The organism is Aurantibacter crassamenti, from assembly GCF_016811105.1.
In the GTDB taxonomy this organism is placed as follows: Bacteria; Bacteroidota; Bacteroidia; order Flavobacteriales; family Flavobacteriaceae; genus Aurantibacter_A; species Aurantibacter_A crassamenti.
In genome coordinates this window covers 2,206,543-2,228,785 of record NZ_JAFBGM010000001.1, presented here as the reverse complement: position 1 = coordinate 2,228,785, position 22,243 = coordinate 2,206,543, and the positions used below count along the sequence as shown (strand labels likewise).

Annotated in this window: 23 protein-coding genes and 1 tRNA gene; 11 read left to right on the top strand and 13 right to left on the bottom strand. The window is 34.6% G+C overall.

From position 1 onward, the window contains the following. Positions 1-77: 77 nt before the first annotated feature. Positions 78-635, top strand: coding sequence for a YeeE/YedE family protein (locus JQC67_RS09085; RefSeq protein WP_203252498.1), 558 nt, complete (start codon positions 78-80; stop codon positions 633-635). 2 nt (positions 636-637) lie between these two features. Then, complete coding sequence (locus JQC67_RS09080; protein ID WP_203252497.1) at positions 638-1,051, top strand: DUF6691 family protein; 414 nt, start codon at positions 638-640, stop codon at positions 1,049-1,051. Between the two features lies 1 nt (position 1,052). Here JQC67_RS09080 and JQC67_RS09075 read toward each other — a convergent pair whose 3' ends face one another. From JQC67_RS09075 to JQC67_RS09055, 5 genes are all read right to left on the bottom strand, one after another. Continuing rightward, on the bottom strand, positions 1,053-1,328 hold the full coding sequence (locus JQC67_RS09075; protein ID WP_203252496.1) for an ATP-dependent Clp protease adaptor ClpS: 276 nt from the start codon (positions 1,326-1,328) through the stop codon (positions 1,053-1,055). A gap of 96 nt (positions 1,329-1,424) precedes the next feature. Beyond that, positions 1,425-2,267, bottom strand: a complete 843-nt coding sequence (gene prmA / locus JQC67_RS09070; protein ID WP_203252495.1) for a 50S ribosomal protein L11 methyltransferase — start codon at positions 2,265-2,267, stop codon at positions 1,425-1,427. Positions 2,268-2,361: 94 nt separating this feature from the next. Next, positions 2,362-3,111 (bottom strand): triose-phosphate isomerase, encoded by a 750-nt coding sequence (gene tpiA / locus JQC67_RS09065; RefSeq protein WP_203252494.1) that lies wholly within the window; start codon positions 3,109-3,111, stop codon positions 2,362-2,364. 90 nt (positions 3,112-3,201) lie between these two features. Beyond that, complete coding sequence (locus tag JQC67_RS09060; protein WP_203252493.1) at positions 3,202-4,299, bottom strand: BT_3928 family protein; 1,098 nt, start codon at positions 4,297-4,299, stop codon at positions 3,202-3,204. Next, positions 4,296-4,847, bottom strand: coding sequence for a DUF1599 domain-containing protein (locus JQC67_RS09055; protein WP_203252492.1), 552 nt, complete (start codon positions 4,845-4,847; stop codon positions 4,296-4,298). Before JQC67_RS09055 ends, JQC67_RS09060 begins: the two co-directional genes overlap by 4 nt. Positions 4,848-4,963: 116 nt before the next feature. Between JQC67_RS09055 and folP the strand changes: the two genes are divergently transcribed. Together folP and JQC67_RS09045 are read left to right on the top strand one after the other, a co-directional pair. Next, positions 4,964-5,797 carry a dihydropteroate synthase gene (gene folP / locus JQC67_RS09050; protein ID WP_203252491.1) on the top strand — a complete coding sequence of 278 codons (834 nt, stop codon included), beginning with the start codon at positions 4,964-4,966 and terminating at the stop codon, positions 5,795-5,797. A 35-nt stretch (positions 5,798-5,832) separates the two neighbouring features. After that, complete coding sequence (locus tag JQC67_RS09045) at positions 5,833-6,621, top strand: diadenylate cyclase (RefSeq protein WP_203252490.1); 789 nt, start codon at positions 5,833-5,835, stop codon at positions 6,619-6,621. Here the strand turns inward: JQC67_RS09045 and JQC67_RS09040 are convergent, their stop codons facing one another. Beyond that, the gene (locus JQC67_RS09040; protein WP_203252489.1) at positions 6,622-8,391 is read right to left on the bottom strand and encodes an ABC transporter ATP-binding protein; all 1,770 of its coding nucleotides are present in this window, start codon (positions 8,389-8,391) and stop codon (positions 6,622-6,624) included. It abuts the gene before it with no gap. A gap of 6 nt (positions 8,392-8,397) precedes the next feature. Next, positions 8,398-9,144 carry a tRNA pseudouridine(38-40) synthase TruA gene (gene truA, locus JQC67_RS09035; RefSeq protein ID WP_203252488.1) on the bottom strand — a complete coding sequence of 249 codons (747 nt, stop codon included), beginning with the start codon at positions 9,142-9,144 and terminating at the stop codon, positions 8,398-8,400. A gap of 51 nt (positions 9,145-9,195) precedes the next feature. Here truA and JQC67_RS09030 point away from each other — a divergent pair, with 51 nt between their 5' ends. Next, positions 9,196-9,693, top strand: a complete 498-nt coding sequence (locus JQC67_RS09030) for a metallophosphoesterase family protein (protein ID WP_203252487.1) — start codon at positions 9,196-9,198, stop codon at positions 9,691-9,693. Between the two features lie 78 nt (positions 9,694-9,771). Here the strand turns inward: JQC67_RS09030 and JQC67_RS09025 are convergent, their stop codons facing one another. After that, positions 9,772-10,821, bottom strand: coding sequence for a DUF6340 family protein (locus JQC67_RS09025; RefSeq protein WP_203252486.1), 1,050 nt, complete (start codon positions 10,819-10,821; stop codon positions 9,772-9,774). Between the two features lie 168 nt (positions 10,822-10,989). Further along, entirely contained in the window at positions 10,990-11,400 is a 411-nt protein-coding gene (locus JQC67_RS09020) for a DUF4293 domain-containing protein (protein WP_203252485.1), read from the bottom strand. 193 nt (positions 11,401-11,593) lie between these two features. On the opposite strand from JQC67_RS09020, the gene rho reads away from it, so the two are divergent. From rho to JQC67_RS09005, 3 genes are all read left to right on the top strand, one after another. Further along, positions 11,594-13,210: a transcription termination factor Rho gene (gene rho / locus JQC67_RS09015; protein WP_203252484.1), complete on the top strand. Its 1,617-nt coding sequence runs from the start codon at positions 11,594-11,596 to the stop codon at positions 13,208-13,210. Between the two features lie 189 nt (positions 13,211-13,399). After that, positions 13,400-14,155 (top strand): hypothetical protein, encoded by a 756-nt coding sequence (locus tag JQC67_RS09010; RefSeq protein WP_203252483.1) that lies wholly within the window; start codon positions 13,400-13,402, stop codon positions 14,153-14,155. A 29-nt stretch (positions 14,156-14,184) separates the two neighbouring features. Beyond that, on the top strand, positions 14,185-14,865 hold the full coding sequence (locus JQC67_RS09005; RefSeq protein ID WP_203252482.1) for a hypothetical protein: 681 nt from the start codon (positions 14,185-14,187) through the stop codon (positions 14,863-14,865). Positions 14,866-14,928: 63 nt separating this feature from the next. On the opposite strand, the gene rpsT is transcribed toward JQC67_RS09005, so the two are convergent. The 3 genes from rpsT to proS all read right to left on the bottom strand — a co-directional run bounded on the left by rpsT (position 14,929) and on the right by proS (position 16,831). Beyond that, positions 14,929-15,180: a 30S ribosomal protein S20 gene (gene rpsT, locus JQC67_RS09000; RefSeq protein ID WP_203252481.1), complete on the bottom strand. Its 252-nt coding sequence runs from the start codon at positions 15,178-15,180 to the stop codon at positions 14,929-14,931. A 38-nt stretch (positions 15,181-15,218) separates the two neighbouring features. Then, a tRNA-Glu gene (locus tag JQC67_RS08995) sits at positions 15,219-15,290 on the bottom strand. Between the two features lie 68 nt (positions 15,291-15,358). Then, positions 15,359-16,831: a proline--tRNA ligase gene (gene proS / locus JQC67_RS08990; protein WP_203252480.1), complete on the bottom strand. Its 1,473-nt coding sequence runs from the start codon at positions 16,829-16,831 to the stop codon at positions 15,359-15,361. 94 nt (positions 16,832-16,925) lie between these two features. Here proS and JQC67_RS08985 point away from each other — a divergent pair, with 94 nt between their 5' ends. Together JQC67_RS08985 and JQC67_RS08980 are read left to right on the top strand one after the other, a co-directional pair. Then, entirely contained in the window at positions 16,926-18,140 is a 1,215-nt protein-coding gene (locus JQC67_RS08985; RefSeq protein ID WP_203252479.1) for a hypothetical protein, read from the top strand. Positions 18,141-18,189: 49 nt separating this feature from the next. Continuing rightward, positions 18,190-19,695 carry an OmpP1/FadL family transporter gene (locus JQC67_RS08980; RefSeq protein ID WP_203252478.1) on the top strand — a complete coding sequence of 502 codons (1,506 nt, stop codon included), beginning with the start codon at positions 18,190-18,192 and terminating at the stop codon, positions 19,693-19,695. Positions 19,696-19,747: 52 nt separating this feature from the next. On the opposite strand, the gene JQC67_RS08975 is transcribed toward JQC67_RS08980, so the two are convergent. Beyond that, positions 19,748-21,226 (bottom strand): T9SS type B sorting domain-containing protein, encoded by a 1,479-nt coding sequence (locus tag JQC67_RS08975; RefSeq protein ID WP_317198365.1) that lies wholly within the window; start codon positions 21,224-21,226, stop codon positions 19,748-19,750. Positions 21,227-21,548: 322 nt separating this feature from the next. Between JQC67_RS08975 and folE the strand changes: the two genes are divergently transcribed. Beyond that, a complete protein-coding gene (gene folE / locus JQC67_RS08970; RefSeq protein ID WP_203252477.1) occupies positions 21,549-22,229 on the top strand; it encodes a GTP cyclohydrolase I FolE in 681 nt (226 codons plus the stop codon). The last annotated feature ends 14 nt before the right edge of the window (positions 22,230-22,243 follow it).

The window sequence follows — 22,243 nt, the reverse complement described above, 5'->3', positions numbered from 1 at the left end:
ATTTTAGTTAAATATAGCTAGAATTGTTTTTATGCTTTAGCCAAATTTTACAATTATCTTTATAACAAATTAAATTTATGGAATTTCTATTAAAACCATGGCCTTGGTATGTGTCCGGTCCATTAATTGCCCTTATAATGTTTGTGCTGATTTATTTCGGAAAGACCTTTGGTATGTCTTCAAACCTTAGAACTTTATGTACTATTGGTGGTGCAGGGAAATTTTCGGATTTCTTTAGGTTTGACTGGAAAGCACAACGTTGGAATTTAACTGTTGTGCTTGGCGCAATTATTGGCGGCTATATTGCAGTTAATTTTCTTTCTGATGGGTCCACTATGAACCTTAGCCCTGAAACAATTGTTGACTTACAAGCTTTTGGTTTTTCAAACATTGGAGAATCACTGTTACCAACTGAAGTTTACGGAATGGAAAATATTGCTACCCTTAAAGGAATGTCGATTTTAATAGTGGCTGGTTTTCTTGTTGGTTTTGGAACTCGCTATGCTGGCGGATGTACCTCTGGACACGCTATTACCGGCTTAAGTAATTTACAGCTACCTTCTTTAATTGCCGTAATTGGCTTTTTCATTGGTGGCTTATTGATGACTCATTTTCTTTTACCTCTTATCTTTTAATTATGAAGTTTTTAAAATTTTTATTGGTCGGTATATTTTTCGGAATTGTTCTTGTAAAATCAGAGGCTGTTTCATGGTATCGAATATTTGAAATGTTTAAATTTCAATCATTTCACATGTATGGTATTATTGGTTCTGCAGTTGGACTTGGAATATTATTTATTTGGGGATTGAAAAAATTCAACATCAAAAGTATTGATGGTAATGCTATTAATCTTCCTCCGAAAAACAAAAGTGTCACACGTTATTTGGTAGGTGGCGCCATATTCGGACTTGGTTGGGCTCTAGCAGGTGCTTGCCCAGGCCCAATGTATATTCTTTTAGGAACAGGTGTGTATAGTATGTTGATTGTAATTGCTGCCGCTATGTTAGGCACATTTGTTTACGGATTACTGCGTGATAAGCTTCCGCATTAATTTATACAATTTCTGCGCTTAAACCGGCCTTTAATAATCGACTACATCTCGGTTTTAAGTCATCATATTCACCAGTCTTAACTGTACATTTTCCTTTGTAGTGCACAATGAGGGAGCATTGTTCGGCTTGCTCTGGTGAATGTTCACAAACATCAACCAAAGTATCAATGACATGGTCAAAAGTATTGACGTCATCATTAAAAAGTACTATTTCATTTTGTTTTACGGTCTCTTCTTCTACTAGAACCTCTTCTAGAATTCTTTCATTCGTATCCATAAATAAATTTTCAACTAATATATAAATTTCTAAAAAATAGCTTCTTAAATTTATACAAAATTACAACGGAAATACTTTTTGAAATATTGTTTAATTCTAGTTTTTTAGAAATGTAGCAGCCACCCAATCACCATTTTGCAGGTTATTCTGAAATGTAAAACCTGATTTACTACAAGTATCAGTAATCATTGGAATGTCATCAGCATAAAATCCGCTTAAAAAGAGAAAACCTCCAGATTTGATAGCGTTAGCATAGGTTGGTATATCTTGTAGCAAGATATTTCTATTGATATTAGCCAAAATAATATCATATGTATTTGCAGTTTTGAGTAAACGTGCATCACCTTCTAAAACTGTAATATTTTTACAATCATTTCGGTCTACATTTTCTAGTGCATTTAAATAACACCAGTTATCGATATCAATTGCATCAATTTTTGTGGCGCCACGCATTTCAGCCAGAATAGCAAGCACCCCTGTACCACTACCCATATCTAAAACCGACTTCTCACTAAAATCATTCTCAAGAACATAGCGCAACATCATTTGCGTTGTTTCATGATGCCCCGTACCAAAACTCATTTTGGGTTCAATTACAATATCATATTCAAAGTCTAATTTCTCATGAAATGGTGCTCTAACGCGACATCGATTCTCAACTTGAATGGGTTGAAAGTTGGTTTCCCAAGTAACGTTCCAGTTTTCTTGTTCTATTTCTTTGAACTCGAATGATATCTGGAATTCAGAATTTTCAAGAATAGTAATTTCTTCTAAAATGTCATCTGACCAATCGGCTTTTTTAATATATGCCAAGAGTCCGTTTTCTTGTTCAACAAAACTCTCAAAATTACGTTCACCAAGTTCAGCAATCAAAATTTCAGCACCTGGCTGAACAGGATGTATTGCAAAAGTATACTCTATATAGTTTAAATTAGACACCGCTTTTTTTCTAGAATTAATAGTGAACTTATGTGTTTAATAAATGAAAACACCTCCTCTTGAAAAAGAGGAGGTGTTTTAATATTTTCAAGAATTATATTGCTTTTACAATAGCCATAAAGTCATCTGCGTTTAAAGATGCACCACCAATTAAGCCACCATCAACATCTGGTTTTGAGAATATTTCAGCTGCGTTAGCTGGCTTTACGCTTCCACCATACAGAATGGAAACATTATCAGCAATAGTCGCATCATACTTATCTGAAATAGCCTTTCTAATAAAAGCATGCATTTCTTGTGCTTGCTCTGGTGAAGCAGTTTCACCAGTACCAATTGCCCATACAGGCTCATAAGCTAAAACAATATTTTTCCATGCATCAGCTTCTAAATTAAAAAGCCCTTTGGTTAATTGATCAGCTACAATATTAAAATGATTATCAGATTTTCTGTCTTCTAATTCTTCGCCAAAACAAAATACTACACGTAAATTTTTAGCAAGAGCAGCAACAACTTTTTTCGCCAATACATCGTCTGTTTCACCAAAAATAGAACGACGTTCTGAGTGACCTAAAATTACAGTCTCAATACCAATACCCAAAAGCATATCAGCAGATACTTCACCAGTATAAGCACCACTTTCTGCAAAGTGCATATTCTGAGCAATAGGCTCTATAACTGATGATTCTAGCATCATAAATGCTCTAGGAAGATTTACAAAACTTGGTGCAACCATAATTTCAGCCTCTGTGTCTGGCACTTTAGCTTCGAGTTCACCTAACAAGATTTCCATCTCGTGATAGGTCTTGTTCATTTTCCAATTACCTGCTACTATTTTACTTCTCATCTTTTTGTATTTATTATTTTCTGAGGATTTTCATTTATAAATAAGTCAACTTTAAGTACACTGTAAATTTTACTGGTAGTTATTATTTAGCTATTCAAAAGTCAAATCATCTAAATCATTATAATGCACTTTTTGTTTAATTGTACCTTTTTCTAGAACTAATACTCCCGGATTACTTCTTACTATGGTTTTTAAGGTAGTTTCATCAGTATAATAGAAGTCAAAATCTAGCTGATATTTTTTCTTCAATTCAGCAGTTTGCGCCTCATTAGAGGCAGACATTCCAATAACTTTATACCCGTTTTTGATTGCCGTATCAGTCACTTCTTTTACTTCTAAAAAAGCTTGCAAATTACTCTTTCTTAAGTCATATGCAATTATCATAACCAATTTAGGTTCTTGCAATAAAGTAGCGGCAAAATCTTCACCATTCTGCTCCACCGTAAAATCATGCACAGGTGGCTCATAGCCTTTCTGTACTTCAGTAGTTTCAACATCTATAAACTCACCATCTACTGTTGGATAATCACCTTGGGTAACTATAATTTGCTCTTCACCATTTACCTTAAAACGCCAGGCATAATCGAAAATGGATTCTGGCGCATTTTCTGGAACTGTCATTCCTTCTGCTATATTCGCGTCAATCTTATAAGGTCTAAAATCAATTACTGGTAAATGTTTCAATACATAATTGGCATACAGGGCACAAGCAAGTAATGAAACCACCATCACAATCCGTTCTAGATTAAATGGAAATAACGGCTTAATATATTTTTTACCTACAAAGAGAATCAAAATAAGTACTAGTAAAATAATGTCTTTTGTAAATGACTCCCATGGCGTTAATTTAATGGCATCTCCAAAACATCCGCAATCGGTTACTTTATTAAAATAGGCCGAATAAAAAGTAAGAAATGTAAAAAAGATTATCATTAATAGTAAGCTCCAAACCGTAAGTTTAGCTCTATATCCTATTAATAACATAACGCCTAGCAGTACTTCTACAATGACAACTAGCAATGAAATTACCAGTGCATAATCCATCAAAATTGGTAGATTTAATACGCCTTGGCTAAAATATTCTTCTAATTTAAATGAAAAGCCTACTGGATCATTTAGTTTTATAAAGCCACTAATTATGAATAATACACCTACTATTATTCTTGAAAATGACACTAAATACTTCATGCTTTATTCGAATTTTCTTCTAAGTGAATCAAGGCAAAAATAGCATAATTAACCATGTCTTGATAGTTGGCATCAATACCTTCACTTACCAATGTTTTGCCTTTATTATCTTCTATCTGTTTAACACGCAATAATTTTTGAATAATTAAGTCGGTTAAAGAACTTACACGCATATCACGCCATGCTTCACCATAATCGTGATTTTTGTTTTGCATGAGTTCTTTGGTTGCATTGGTATGCTTATCATATAATTCAACAGCTTGTTCTGTGGATAAATCAGGGTCGTCAGCAACACCTAATTCCATTTGGATCAAAGCCATTAAAGAATAGTTTATAATACCTATGAATTCTGATTGCTGCCCTTCGTCAACCTTTTGAACTTCATTTTCTTGTAGTCCACGAATTCGTTTTGCCTTGATAAATATTTGATCGGTTAGCGAAGGAAGGCGTAAAATTCGCCATGCGCTACCGTAATCTTTCATCTTTTTTTGGAACAGTTCTCTACAGGTCTTTATTACCGCATCATATTGTTCCGAAGTGTACTGCATCTACTATATAATTTTCCGTAAATTTCGCTTAAAATATTGGAATCATCAAAGTCATGTACCGATAACTCTTGGTATTAACAGAAATGTAACCTAAAAAGCCCAAATATAAATATTCAATGACCATTAATTGCAAGCAAGAACTTATTAATCTCAGTTCACCTAAAGTTATGGGTATTTTGAACCTTACTCCTGATTCTTTTTATGACGGAGGAAAGCATTCTGACCCTAAATCAATTTTACTACATACCGAAAAAATGCTTACCGAAGGTGCCACATTTATTGATTTAGGCGCATATAGCTCAAGACCTGGTGCCGATGATATTTCTATTGATGAAGAGTTGAATAGAATGTTGCCCATTGTTGCATTGTTACTTAAAGAATTTCCGGAAGTTATTCTATCTATAGATACCTTTAGAAGTATAGTTGCTGAACGATGCTTAGAAATAGGAGCAGCGCTTATTAATGATATTTCTGCAGGTATGTTAGATGCCAAAATGATGCAAGTTGTTGCAAAATATAAAGTGCCTTACATTATGATGCATATGCGAGGTACACCGAAAACAATGCGTGAACTAACCGATTATAATGATATTAGTATTGAAATTCGAAAGTACTTCTCTGAACGAATAAACTTAGCCAGAGAATTAGGTATCAACGATATAATCATTGACCCTGGCTTCGGATTTTCTAAAACAAGACCTCAAAATTTTGAATTATTACAACATTTAAATCTTTTAAAAACCTTTGACGTGCCAATATTAGCAGGACTTAGCCGAAAATCAATGATTTTTAAAACGCTAAACATAAATGCTGTGTCTGCACTAAACGGAACAACTGCATTAAACATGTTAGCCTTAGACAAAGGCGCTAATATTCTTAGAGTTCATGATGTAAAAGAAGCGATAGAATGCGTGCATTTATATGAAGAATTAATTGGTGCTACTGCATAACCCTTTTTTTTCTAATTTTACAAAAACACTACGGATTGGATTTTTTGAATTTTATCGATTTTAAGATTACCGACTTCATCGACATAATTCTAGTCGCTATCTTACTCTATTATGTTTACAAATTGGTTCGCGGCTCGGTTGCAATCAATATTTTTATCGGAATTGTTATTGTTTGGGGGTTCTGGAAATTGACAGAATTACTTGGCATGCAAATGATAAGTAGTCTTGTTGGTCAATTTATGCAAGTAGGACTTATTGCCTTGATAATTGTTTTTCAACAAGAAATAAGAAAGTTTTTGTTGATGATTGGATCTACAAATTTTTCAAACAAGCGTAATTTCATAAAGCACTTCAAATTTTTAAGACAAAAAGAGGGCTTAACAAGCGACCTTAATTTACGAGGTTTATTAAAAGCATGTGAGCGAATGAGTGAATCTAAAACCGGAGCGCTATTGGTTATTGAAAGAACGAACTCTTTAGAATTTGTAAAAAATTCAGGTGACCAAATGAATATTGAGGTGACCCAACCAATTATTGAAAGTATCTTCTATAAAAATAGTCCACTACATGATGGTGCAGCTATTATAGCAGACAATTTCATTGTAGCTACACGGGTAGTTTTACCTGTGGGGAATGATCGCAATATTCCTTTAAAATATGGCCTACGGCATAGAGCAGCTCTTAGCATCTCTGAGAAAACTGATGCACTTGCTTTAGTTGTAAGTGAGGAAACTGGTAAAATTTCTTATGTTAAGAATGGAGGATTTGTTGATTACAAAGACATTGATGAATTGACAGAAATAATGAAAGAAGATTTAATTTAATCAAACAACTTCATCTACTAAAAATTGAGCTTCGTAGAGGTTTCTGTAATAACCACCTTTCTTTAATAATTCTTGATGTGTACCGGTTTCGACAATTAGACCAGCATCCATAACCAAAATTTTATCTGCCTTTTTTATCGTAGCTAAACGGTGTGCAATTATAATTGAGGTACGCCCTTCTGTAATTTTATCTGTTGCACTCTGTATTAATTGTTCTGAATAAGTATCTACCGAAGAGGTAGCTTCATCTAAGACTAAAATACTTGGGTTACTCACATATGCCCGTAAAAAAGCAATCAACTGACGCTGACCACTACTCAACATTGTACCACGCTCTTTTACATTGTATTGATAACCGCCAGGTAAACTTGAAATAAATTCATCTACCCCTATTTGCTTAGCTGCTGCTTCAATTTCAGCAATACTTATTTCTTTATTTTTTAATGAAATATTATTTGCAATGGTATCTGCAAACAGAAAAACATCTTGTAAAACAACTGCTATTTTACCTCGCAGGGATCCCAATTTATAATCATTAATAGCAACGTCATCAATAAAAATACTGCCCGAATCAATTTCATAAAACCTATTCAACAAATTGATAATAGTTGATTTACCAGCACCTGTAGCACCAACTATTGCAACCGTTTCACCTGCTTTTACATCAAAAGAAATACCATGAAGTACTTCTTCATCTGCTACATAACTGAAATGTACATTTGAAAACTTAATATCACCTTTCACTTCATCTTTTACAACAGTACCTAAGTCATCAATACGACTATCAGTATCTAAAATATCAAATACACGATTGGCCGCAACCATACCCATTTGCAAGGTGTTAAATTTATCAGCTATCTGCCGTAATGGCCTGAACAACATATTAATCAAAAAGAAAAAGGTAATTATAGTACCGGCATATGTCTTATCAAGGTTATCTACGCTTTGCAAAATTCCAAACCAAACTACTAAACCAATAGCCAAGGCATTTACAATCTCAGCTATCGGAAAAAATATAGAGTTGTACCAAACCGTTTTCAACCAGGCGTTTTGATGTTTTTCATTAATAGTCCTAAATTTTTCTTTTTCAATTTCTTCACGGGTAAAAAGTTGTACTATCTTCATTCCGGTTATGCGTTCTTGCACAAAAGAATTCAAATTAGATACCTGCGCACGCACTTCTTTAAAGGCTACCTTCATGGCCTTTTGAAAAACTCTAGTTGCGTATAAGATTACGGGAAGCAACCCAAAAACAATTAATGCCAACTTCCAATTCAACCATAACATAACCCCTGCTGCAGCTAACATTTTTAACATATCTGCTGCAATAACAAAGAAACCTTGACTAAAAATTTCACCAATACGCTGCATATCTGCTACTGCCCTAGTCACTAAAACACCCAATGATGAAGAATCAAAATATTTCATTTTGAAACCAAGCATCTTTTGAAAAAGTGAAACACGAACATCCTTAATTACTGATTCACCTAACCAATTTGCGTAATAGTTAAAACCTAGCTGCGAAATTACTTCTGCCACTAAAAGCCCAAACATCATTAGCGTCAATTTCAATAACACGCTAGCATCTTTAGTTTTGATGCCTTCATTGACAATATCACCCGCAAAAACCGCTGTAAGAATTGCAAAAATTGAAATTAACACTGCAGTAATAGCTACAAACCAAAAAATTAAGCGATAGGGTTTTGTAAGCGCAACCAACCTTTTGAAAAGGTTAAAATCAAATGCATTTCCAGTTTTATCTTCACTCATTAAATACTAGCTGTTTATTATTTTGGAAGGATATTTTATAGCCACCAAATATAACCCTTTTGCAGGCACTGAAGCCCCTGCTTTAGAGCGATTCTTACTTTCTAAGATATTTTTAACATCATCTAAATTCCATTTACCTAATCCAACTTCCAATAAGGTTCCTACAATAGCACGTACCATATTTCGTAAAAATCGATCCGCTGTAATAGTGAATACCAAGCGGTCATCAACCATTCTCCATTCTGCTTTTTTGAGGTCACACAAATACGTATGTACTTCTGTTTTTGATTTTGAAAAACATTCGAAATCAGAATAGCTCAGCATCAAAGTTGCCGCGTCATTCATCTTATCAACGGCTAGTGACCTATTTACATAATGCGCCTCATCTGTATAAAACGGATTCTTTTGCTGTACAAGCCAATATTCATAGGTGCGTTCTGTAGCATTAAAACGTGCGTGTGAATCATGTGGAACATCAAAAATGCACTTTACTGCAATATCTTCTGGCAATAAAGAATTTAATCGGAATACTAAATCGTCAGAATTTTCAATTTCATCACTATCAAAATGTGCAAACATCTGCTTGGCATGAACCCCAGCATCTGTTCTACCGGCTGCTACCAAAGAAATCTCTTGCCCCATAATGGTGCTAAAGGCTTCTTCAAGAACCCGCTGCACTGTTATTGCATTCGGCTGAACTTGCCAACCATGGTAGGCTTTACCGAAGTATGAAAACTCAATGAAATATCTCAAACCGATTCTTTAGCTTTGTGCATGCAAAGATAATCAAGTTATAAGTTAAGAATGACCAAAATACTTTTACTATCAGATACCCACGGACATATTGACGACAAGATTTTAAAGTATGCGGCTCAAGCAGATGAAATATGGCATGCGGGCGATATTGGCTCTTTAGAAGTCACTGACAAATTACAAGCTATCAAACCGCTTAAAGCGGTTTATGGTAATATTGACAACCATATTATTCAAAAAGAATTTCCATTAAATAATCGTTTTTTTTGCGAGCAGGTTGATGTGCTAATCACACACATAGGGGGTTATCCTCCAAAATACAATGAGCGAACCAGAAATGAAATACGGCAGAATCCGCCTAAACTATTTATTTGCGGCCATTCTCATATTTTAAAAGTAATGCGCGACAAAAAATTAGATGTACTACATATGAATCCTGGGGCTTGCGGTAAACATGGCTTCCACCAAATACGCACAATGCTACGATTTGAAATTGATGGTGCTGATATTAAAAATTTAGAGGTAATAGAACTAGGAAAACGAGGATAAGAAAAAGCCGATACAATAGCTAAACTATCGTATCGGCTTTTCTTGCCCCACAGTTACACTTTTACAAGTGCAATATTCTTATTTACTAACTTGTCTATTCAATTCTCTATTTTGTCTTTGTCTATAGCGTAATATATCTAAGTAACGTAATGCTTCGCTATTTCTATAATCTGAATATGATTTTGAAGCATATTCTACAGCTTTATCTAGGTCACCATTAATTTCATTGCTAATCGCCATATTGTAATAGGCTCTACCCGCAACTTTTTCATCATGGTTGTTTAGTTCACTTTCCCACAATTTAGCAGCGCCATCCCAGTCACCTGTTTGCGCTCTTCTTTTAGCTACAACAAAATTATCAGTGCCTTTCACAAAATAATTACGAGTCACTCTTCTGCTATAAGGTCTTATTCTTCTAGCGTAAGCATTACCAATATTCTTACTGTGCTCAACAACAGCTTCCTTTCTGTTAATTACAGTTTTAACTGCTTCAATTGGGTTAATTCCTTTACCAACACCTACAATATTCTCATTAAAACTATATTCATCTAGAATTAGCTTGCTTTTTGGGTCATATACCCTCCAACCATTTTTAATAAGTGTTCTAAGTGTTACCTCATGACCAGGTATCGGTAGTTTTATACCCAAACTATTCGGATATTCAATAGTTGTTAATTTATAATCAACTTTAGTATCTGTATCATAATATGCTAATGAAAAAATAACATCAACAGCATATTTATCACAAAGCGCCTCTACTTGGCTCCAAGTTAAAGTTGCTGGCAACACGCCTACTCCTTTTTGTAATTCAGTTTCATTTTCAATGTTCACTATATTTTCAAAACGTCCTTCAGCAATAAGTTCATCCTGCAAAGCTACTACGGCTGCCTCTGCACCATGCTTATCAAGGTTTTTTCCTTCTACGGATAGAATTTTGTCGATTTGATCAATTGTTTTGTGACCTTCAGAAGGTAGACTTCTATTGATTATTCCAATATTTTGAACATCATTCGGAATCGGAACTGGCGCAGGTTGCACCGCATTCATTGTTAATTGATTGGTAGATACGCACGATGTTGATACGGATAATACACAAAAAGATACGGCTAAATAAAGTAGATTTTTCATGGTTAAGTTTGGTTAAGTCTAACGAATCAGAATTACAATTTAGATTATAGGTGATTAGTAAAACTCAAAAATTGCTAAAATATTGTGATTCAAGGGTTTCAATAAATGCAAAAAACCCTGATGTTTCCATCAGGGTTTCTTCGCACTAATACTACTAAGATGTTTGGTTTAACGTAAACGATCAACAGATTTTACAAGATCCTCATCCTTTTTGATGGCTCTATTGGCAAGAACCAGAAAAACGATAGAAACAATAGGAATAAGCATCCCAATACCCTTCTCAGAAATGTTACTTTCTCCGGATATGTTTAGTGACCGGTAAACGAAAAATCCCAGTAAAAAAAAATTTAATATTATATTCAATCTGTTCGCTACAAATTGATTTTTTCTATTTTTATAAAGGAACACTGTACTTATGGCTAAAACAGCTGAAGCGATAAAGGTAATTAAAATAAAAGGCTCATTTTGAGCAAATACCTCTTTAGCTTGAGCATCAATCCATAGACTAAACAGAAACGGTAAAGCAGCACCTAATAGTGCCACAATAAGTAAATAAACCGTCTGAATTCTTTGAATCATAGCCTTAAAACTGTTTTGAACAGCAAAAATACGTGTCTTTTTAAAATTTATCGACTAATTATTTAAAATAATTCGTATCATTGTGTCGTTATTAGTTATAGTACTTGCCTTTAGGGAAATCAATCCCAATCAATACCCAAATAACAATACACTTCATAACTTCTTTATTTAGTATAATTTATTTACCAACTTCATGTTTGAAATTTCAGATTTAAAAGCTAAAAAGCTGCCTGAATTACAGGAAATAGCAAAAGGATTGAATGTTCCAAAATTCAAAACCTTAAAAAAATTAGATTTAGTATATCAAATACTAGACCTTCAAGCCACAAATCCTAAAGCTGCTGCTGAAATATTACCAGCAATAGAAAAGAAAGAGGAAAAACCACGACCGAAAAGGGTGGTTAAACCTGCACAAATCAAAAAGCCTATTGCGGCTAAACCAACTCAAGAAGTTAAAAAACCGCAAGGCCCTACTGTTGATAAGGTAGAAAAGTCTCAAAAAACTAGCGATTCTATTGAAAGCAAAAGACAGCAACCCAATAGGCCTAATCCTAGAAAGGATATTCAAAAAAACACTCCTGTTCATAAAAATCAGAACAACAAAAATCCACGTCATCAGAATCAAAAACAACCTCACGATAAGAGCAATTTTGATAAAGAGCTGAAAAACCGCTACAAGCAACCTGAATTTGAATTCGACAGTATTATTGAAAGTGAAGGTGTCTTAGACATAATGCAAGATGGTTACGGTTTTCTAAGATCATCTGATTATAATTATTTATCATCACCTGATGATATTTATGTATCACAATCTCAAATTCGTCTTTTCGGTTTGAAAAATGGTGATACTGTTTTAGGAAATGTTCGTCCACCAAAAGAAGGTGAGAAATATTTTCCACTTATTAAGGTGATAAAAATTAATGGTATTGATCCTCAAGTGGTACGTGACCGTGTTGCTTTTGAGCATTTGACACCATTATTTCCACAAGAAAAATTTAATCTTGCAGATCGCCAGAGCGATATCTCTACTCGAATTATTGATATGTTTTCGCCTATAGGTAAAGGTCAGAGAGGCATGATTGTCTCGCAACCTAAGACTGGTAAAACCATGTTATTGAAAAGTGTTGCAAATGCAATTGCAGCAAATCACCCTGAAGTATATTTAATTGTATTGCTAATTGATGAAAGACCTGAAGAGGTTACCGACATGCAACGTAATGTTCGTGGTGAGGTAGTTGCCTCTACTTTTGACAAAGAGGCTTCAGAACACGTTCGTATTGCTAACATCGTATTAGAAAAAGCAAAACGACTAGTAGAATGTGGTCATGATGTCGTAATTCTATTAGATTCTATTACAAGATTGGCTAGAGCATATAACACAGTACAACCAGCGTCTGGTAAAGTATTAAGTGGTGGTGTTGATGCTAATGCATTGCACAAGCCTAAAAGATTCTTTGGTGCTGCTAGAAACATTGAAAATGGTGGTTCATTATCAATTATTGCTACTGCATTAACTGAAACAGGTTCTAAAATGGACGAGGTTATCTTTGAAGAATTCAAAGGTACTGGTAACATGGAACTACAATTAGATCGTAAAATATCAAACCGTAGAATATTCCCTGCAATTGACTTGACTTCTTCAAGTACACGTAGAGATGATCTATTATTGGATGAAAACACGATTCAACGTCTTTGGATATTGCGTAAGTATTTAGCAGATATGAACCCTGTTGAAGCAATGGAATTCATTGAACAGCGCATCAAACAAACTAGAACGAATGAAGAGTTTTTGATGACTATGAATCAATAAGCTTTTCAACTTTAAATAAAAAAAATCCAATGATTAATTTCATTGGATTTTTTTTATTCCATAATTCCATTTTATCGATTTACTAAAGAATAATTATCCTTTGAAAATATTATATGCTATTTTAGTATATAATAAATGTGTTCCCCCATTAATGGTTTAGTTTTTTTAACGCTTAAAACTTAATGTATTATGAGGCACACAAAAAGATTATTTTCTTCTCTATCTCTAGTAGTACTTATTGGTTTTACCTTATATAATTGTAAAAATGAAAAAGGTCAAACACCCGAAGTTAAAGACAATCAAAAGGATTCTATCACTAAACAACCAGATGAAATTATTGACATAAATATTGCCAGAGAACACTATCTAACTTATGAAAATCGCAGGGTTAATTTAATTCAGAAATATGAAGATTCTATAAATAGAAGTGATAAGCGTTGGATAAATCAAAATATACAACAGGATGCAAATGACCCGAATGGAAAAGGTTTTGACGTTGCTAGATATGTCTACTGGGATTATAAAACCATAAAAAACTATCTAAATTATATTGAAAAAGAAGCTGCTGAAGCGAATGTTGAAATTTCAACACTGCGTTTTTATTTCTCTAATAACAAGGCCGATGAAAAATCAGCTATACACCCTCGGCAAAATTCTATAATGATATCACCAACATTGAAAGCAAATAATAGAGATTTCATTTTTGCAATTGATGATAGCAATTTAAAAAGTATTAAACCACAATTACTAACAGATGATTTCGAACTAATATTTGGCAACAATGAAAGTAACGGAAACACCAATCTATATGAAAATAGTAAGGCCCATGCTTCATTTTTACCGAATACGTCAACTGCAAATAACAACACTATACCAAATGCAATGTTTGTTGCAAAAAGTTTAACCTTAAACAAGGGAAATAGTGCTCCGCCTCCACATCATTAAAACCTATACTATTAATTGAATACTGCTGTGTGTTAGAACTACTAAAAAATAATTTTTTTATTGTGCTCTATGCCCTTACTTGGGTACTTTCAATTATTAAACTACCAAAGTACTTTGATTCAACACTAAAGTATTTTCCTATTATAATAGGTTATACAATGTGTACTGAAATTCTAGGAGCATTAATTTACAATTTTCCGGATTTCACTCTTTTTTCCGAAGAAAAATACACTTCTTATACGTTATTAATATATAATATATATGATTTAATCTTCTTTTCATTTTTCTTTTATGTCTATTGGAAATCAATATCTAATGCACAATTTAAAAATGTACTTAAGTATGGGGCATTAGCATTTATCTTAAGTCTAACGATAAATGCAATCTTTCTGAACCCAATGCTATATGAACTTTGGTATGCTTACATAATTGGCTCTACAATTCTAATTACGGCCAGCATCACATATTTGCGCGAACAATGGTCAAAAGTAAATCGCACACACCTTACAACAAATTTACTTTTATGGATAAGTTTAGGTTTGCTGATTTTTCATTTAGGTTATACCCCTATCACTATTTATAAAAACCTCAACTTAGATATAACTTTAGCCAATTATAACAACTTAAGAACTATACACATCAGTCTTATTGTACTAATGTATACTTGTTTCATGATTGGCCTATTGAAAATGAGAAGATTTAAACTTTAATTATACGCAACAAAAAAGCCTCAACGTAAACGCTGAAGCTTTTTAATTTTGTAATAGAATAAACTATAAAGCAGCAATATGCTTTGCTAATTTACTTTTCAAGTTAGCTGCCTTATTAGCATGAATCACATTGCGTTTTGCAAGTCTATCAATCATACTAGAAACTTCAGGAAACAATTTCTCAGCATCCTCTTTCTTCTCTGTACCACGTAACTTCTTAATAGCACTACGTGTTGTCTTGTGCTGATATCTGTTACGTAGACGTACAGCTTCGTTTCTGCGTATTCTCTTTAATGCCGATTTGTGATTTGCCATTCTACTTTACTATTTTTTATACTCAATATGAGTGTTTGTAGTCCGTAGGGGAATCGAACCCCTGTTACCAGGATGAAAACCTGGCGTCCTAACCCCTAGACGAACGGACCATTATTTGCGCAATTGCGGATGCAAAAATACAATTATTTTTTACTATCACAAGTACTAGACAAAAAAATTAATAAGCTTTTGCAAATAAAACTCTTTTTGTTGATAATTTGCCTGTTACCATACACACTCCTTCTTCCTCTTTAACATCTAAAGGAATACAGCGAATAGTAGCTTTTGTCTCAGTTTGAATGCGTTCTTCTGTCTCATTTGTACCATCCCAATGTGCAGAAATAAATCCACCTTTTTCTTCTAAAACTTTTTTAAATTCTTCATAAGAATTCACTTCAGTCACGTTTTCTTTACGAAAATCGAATGCTTTTTGGTAAATATTCCTCTGAATATCTTCCATTAAAAACTCAATTTTAGCAATTACCTCATCTGCTGCAACAGTCTCTTTTACTAAAGTATCACGCCTAGCTACCTCATAAGTTCCATTATCCATATCACGCTGTCCAATTGCCAAACGAACTGGTACACCTTTCAATTCATATTCATTGAACTTGAATCCTGGTTTGTGCGTATCACGATTGTCAAATTTTACAGAAATACCTTTTGCACGCAATTCTTTTACAAGTGGCGCTACTTTTTCTGAAATAGCATCTAATTGATCCAGCCCTCTGTAGATTGGTACAATTACCACTTGAATTGGGGCTAGTTTTGGTGGCAAAACAAGTCCGTTATCATCACTATGCGTCATTATTAAGGCACCCATCAGACGTGTTGAAACGCCCCATGAAGTCGCCCAAACATACTCTTTCTTACCTTCTTTATTTGCAAATTTTACATCAAAAGCTTTAGCGAAATTTTGACCTAAAAAATGCGATGTACCAGCTTGTAACGCCTTGCCATCTTGCATTAATGCTTCAATACAATACGTTTCAATTGCACCTGCAAAACGCTCGTTTTCAGTTTTTACACCTTGAATTACCGGCATTGCCATATGGTTTTCAGCAAACTCAGCATATACTTTTAACATCTGCTCTGCTTCATCAATTGCTTCTTTTTCAGTAGCATGAGCCGTATGACCTTCTTGCCATAGAAATTCTGCTGTTCTCAAAAATAATCGTGTACGCATTTCCCATCGTACTACGTTTGCCCATTGATTAATTAAAAGGGGTAAATCTCGGTATGATTGTATCCATCTACGGTATGTATCCCAAATAATAGTCTCAGAAGTTGGCCTAACAATTAGTTCCTCCTCAAGTTTGGCTTCTGGATCTACTATGATTTCGCCATTCTCGTCATTTTTAAGACGATAATGTGTTACCACAGCACATTCTTTAGCAAAACCTTCAACATGGCTAGCTTCTTTGCTTAAATATGATTTTGGTATAAATAGCGGAAAATAGGCATTCTCATGACCTGTTTCCTTAAACATTTTATCTAATGCTGCTTGCATTTTTTCCCAAATTGCGTATCCGTAAGGCTTAATGACCATACAGCCTCTAACCCCCGAATTTTCGGCTAAATCGGCCTTTACAACCAATTCATTATACCATTTGGAATAGTCTTCTTCTCGCTTAGTTAAATTTTTGCTCATTAACAGTACTTTGGCACAAAACTTGTGTTATTGATAGAAAATAGTTGGGTAAAACTAGTTATTTTTAGTATGTTCAACAATAAATTCTATAGCTATGATTAATTCTCTACCCCTCAAAAAATTTCGCACAGCGACCCTTATGGGTTTAGTGGGTATTTTAATTACCTCTTGCGGATCATATCAACAAGCTACTTATTATGACAATGATGGCATTTATGCAGATAATGCAGACCGGCCAGTAAGGACAGAAAAAAGTACACCAAATCAACAAAAAGCAGTTGAAGATAAAGATGTTTATTCTGATTATTTCGCTTTACAATCAAATCAATATGAGAATGTAATGGACGGTGAAATTTTCACAGATGTTGATTCTTATTCGAGTGTTGAGAATGATAGTATTCCGAATAGTAATTTAACTGATTATTATAATAGTGATAATGATTATGCTTCTTATGGTGGTTGGGGAGATAATGCCACAAGCGTAAATATTAATGTTTATGACAATAGCTGGGGATACGGATGGAGTTCACCTTGGTTGTGGAATGGATATGGCTACGGTGGTTACGGTTGGGGAGGCTATGGTTATGGCTGGAACCGATGGAATAGATGGAACAACTTTGGCTGGGGTGGATACTATGGCTATGGTGGATACGGTTATGGCTATGTAGGTACATGGTGCCCTCCATTTGGGTATTATAATGGGTACAATAATTATAATTACGGAAGACGATATGCTTATAACAATGCTAGGTATGGAAGAACTTATGCTTACAACAACAGCAGAAGAGGTGTTTACCGTAATACAAATACCATTACTGGAAACTCATCAACAGCTTTACGTGGGCGTTCAAATGTAACAACTTCTAGAGCTAACTCTGCTAGATATAGAAGTACAACAGCACGTTCAACTTCATCTAGAAATGTTGCTACAAGAAGCTCAAGATCATCAACTAGCGCAAGCAGAAATGTTGGTGTAGACCAAAACCGCTCATATAGAACAAGTAGAAGTACTCGTGCTACACCTAGATACAATACCAGCTCAAGAAGTAGTGGTACGTATAACAGAAGTACAACACCAAGAAGCACAACTTCAAGAAGTAGCTCAACTGCAACAAGAAGCAGAAGTACTACTCCAAGATCCTCTGCATCTAGAAGTTCAGGGTCTAGCTCAAGAAGTAGCGGTACATACAGAAGTTCTGGCTCTAGTTCACGTGCAAGTTCTGCACCAAGAAGCTCTAGTAGCCCTAGCAGGTCATCATCATCAGGTTCTAGTAGATCTTCAAGTTCACGAAGTAGCGGAAGAAGATAAGAGAAATTTGGCCCTAAATTATTCAAGAACGTTTTTTAAATAATACCCAATGAAAAGATATTTGACTTTCATCGCAATAATGTTATGTGCAATTGGCAGCGCTCAAAACTTAAATGATGTTTTAAGATATAGCTCTGAGAACCTACAAGGTTCAGCACGGTTTCAAAGTATGAGTGGAGCATTTGGCGCCTTAGGCGGCGATTTGTCTGCATTAAATGTAAACCCTGCAGGAGCCGCAGTCTTTAACAACAGCCTATTTGGTTTTTCAGGCACAAATTATAATAGAAATAATGAGGCTACATATTTTAACGGATTTGCTAGCACTAAATTAAACTCGCTAGAATTTAATCAAATAGGTGGAGTTATTGTTTTTAAAACCAATAGCGAATCTCCATGGAGAAAATTAACCTTAGCGGTTAACTACGATCTTGCTGAAAATTATGATAATGAAATTTTCATAGCAGGTAATAGCTCAGAAGGTATAGATAATTATTTCTTAGATTTTGCTCAAGGTGCTCCATTTGGCTCAATACTTTTAAGAGAAAATGAATACCTAGAAGATGCTTATTTAGATATTGGTGCACAACAAAGTTATGCTGACCAACAAGCTTTTTTAGGATATTATGGAGGAATTATTAATCCGGTTGACGAAACTGATGACAACAATACTGCATATACGAGTAATTCAAATTACACCTCTGTTAATCAAGAGCTTGTACGACAAACCTCTGGTTATAATAGTAAATTCGTAGTTAATGGTGCAACTCAATACGGAGAGAACCTTTACATAGGTGCATCTTTAAATTTTCACACCATTCTTTATAATCGTTATGATGAATTCACTGAAGATGGATACGATGCTGGTTCACCAACTCAATTTACCACCTTTGATAATTTTTTACACACTGAAGGAAATGGTTTTTCATTTAGCATAGGTGCTATAGGCAAATTGAACGATTTAATTCGACTTGGTGCTAGTTACCAATCACCAACTTGGTATCGATTAACTGATGATTTTGCGCAGAAAATAAATTCAACAGATGCAGTTTCTGATATCAACTTTATAAATTATGATATTGTTAATCTTTTTGAAGCCTACAATGTTAAAACACCAGGTAAACTTACCGGAAGTCTCGCATTTATTTTCGGAAAAAATGGCCTTTTAAGCCTTGACTACGGCTACCAAGATTTATCAAGTGCAAAAATAAAACCTACATCAGACCCTAACTTTGCCACAGTTAATAACGATATTGGAAACAATCTTAGCCAAGTCTCTTCAATTCGATTGGGCGGAGAATATCGTATTCAAAGATTCAGTCTGCGTGCAGGATACCGTTATGAGCAGAGTCCGTTTGCTGATGGCAGAACTATTGGTGATTTAAATGGTTATTCAGGTGGACTTGGAATAAATTTCAGAAAAAGCAGATTAGACCTTTCTCTTAATCGTACCGAGCAAGAAGTAAGTGAATCTCTTTTTGATACTGGTATTACAACACCAGCCATTCTTAACAAGATAAATACAAATGTAACTGTGGGGTACACTGTTAACTTTTAAAAATAGTAGTACATAAATTAAAAAGGGCCAGTATGAACTGGCCCTTTTTAGTTTATCGTTTTAATGTAAAATGAGCCTGAACTGTTTTTGCAACAATCACAGCGTCATCTGAGCGATCATATTCTAATCTAAACCAATAATCTGATGACGGCATACGGGCACCGTTATAAGTGCCATCCCAATTAGCATTCACAGCCAATTGTTCTAGAAGCTTGCCATATCGATCAAAAATATATACTGAAGGATTTGTCAACATCTCAATTCCTTTTACATTCCAAGTATCATTCACCCCATCACTATTTGGCGTAAAGAACTTAGGATATCCAACAATTAAAAATTCAATAGGTTCTGTAATACCACAACCATTCTTGTCATTAATAATTACCGTGTTTATTCCTGGAGGTATGTCATTGAAAATTGGCTCATCTTGAAACTCTCCATCATTAATGGCATATTCGTAATCACTATTACCAGCAACAATAAATTCTACACTATATACATCATGAATATCGCTTGTAATTAAATCATCAATAACACGTACTTCATCAAGAATTGGTTCACCGTGAAAGGTTATCAAAATACCTCCATCGTCTGCTACTGTTGGTGGTGTGCCAGAAGCTGTAGTTATTTCAGCAAAATATCTACCTGTATTTGGACTAGTAACTACATATTCAGCTCCAAAAGCACCTGTTCCCGTTAATGTATCATCAATTGTTCCATCGTCGTCATAGTCAACCGTCCATTCTACATTAGAAATATCAGCTCCGGCTGGTGAGTTTAATGCACTTAAAGTTATATCTGGATCACCTTCGCATGCTACTATATCTAAGCCCAAAAATTCATCCCGAAGAGTACAGTCTAAAGCACTATTCGAATCTGCCTCAACAGAACTTCCTGTGAACGTCAACATAAAATGTTCTGGTTCATCATCAAAGTTTGTGTTGAAATTATTAATAAGAATATAATAGATTTCACCCGCTTCTACATCAAGCCACTCGTCATATGTATTTTGACTTTGTGGTATACTTGGCGCTCCTGCTTGCCCATTTTCAGGATTTACACCTATACCCGTAAAATTGGTATTGTTTACTTCATAATTACATCTAATGGGTATTGCTGTACCACTGCTGATATCGCCGCAATCAACATCGGGTCCGTAAACTGCAAAATCCCATTCTGCTGCTGAAGTACCACCACTTAAAGCTATTGATTCAATATCAAAACCAACTTGACCACCTGTTCCGGCACGAAAAACATACCAAGATGTATTGTGCTCAATATTAGCGTTGCTAAGACTTCCTTTTTCTAAACAACCTGTTTCAGTTATAACTTCAGGATCAAAATCATCAATATCTCCACCACCATCTGCCATACCCATAATAGGTGCATCGGCACATACAGGTATTGCACTTCGGCAATCTGGAGAATTAGGTGAGCTTTGAGCGCTAATACTAAAAGTAAAGAATAGACACGCGAATAGGGCAATGACAAGTATACGCATAAGTGGGGCTATTGGTGTAACTGCAATCATAAGTAATAACTCTTATGAGGGGGATTTAGTATGTATTCGACGGAAAAACATTACAGTTTATCGATAAGCCAATATGCCACAATACATAAGAAGATATATTTTTTTGTTATTGATTTTTAACCATATCCATAAAATGAGAAAACAATCTTATGAGCAATGGTATTCAGACAGACACTTTTCACTACCAACTCATATTTTTAAAGAGGAATAATATGAACATAATTAAAAATAGTTAACATCGATTTAAGTTGTCTTAGCTTTAAAACAAGGCATAAAGTTCCATATTATACATATCTTTGCGTTTCGTTTAAGCCCTTGTTGGATGAAAATTGACAATACATTGAAAGAGCAATTTGAAGAAATAGGAGATGATCATGTTTCCTCATCAGAAGACACGCCATTGCGTGCAGATGCATTTGTTTTAACAGATGATGAAAAAATAGAAAGAATTCGCGAAAATATTCGTGAAGTGATGCTAACGCTAGGTTTAGACTTAGATGATGATAGCTTGCAAGGCACACCGAATAGGGTTGCAAAAATGTTTGTAAAGGAAATATTTGGTGGGCTCGACCCAAAAAGAAAACCAAAATCTTCTACGTTTGACAACAAATACAAATATGGCGAGATGTTGGTTGAAAAAAACATCACTCTGTATTCTACTTGCGAACATCATTTACTCCCTATTGTTGGCAAAGCGCATATCGCATATATATCTAACGGTACAGTGGTAGGCCTTTCAAAAATGAACCGCGTTGTAGATTATTTTGCAAAAAGACCACAAGTTCAAGAGCGTCTAAATATTCAAATTGTAAAAGAATTACAAAAAGTATTAAACACAGAAGATGTTGCATGTGTTATTGATGCCAAACATTTATGTGTAAATTCACGTGGAATTCGAGATATTGATAGCAGTACCGTTACTGCTGAATATGGCGGTAAGTTTAAAGAAGAAAGTACAAGACGAGAATTCTTAGACTATATCAACCTAGAAACAAACTACTAATTGTTCAAGATAAA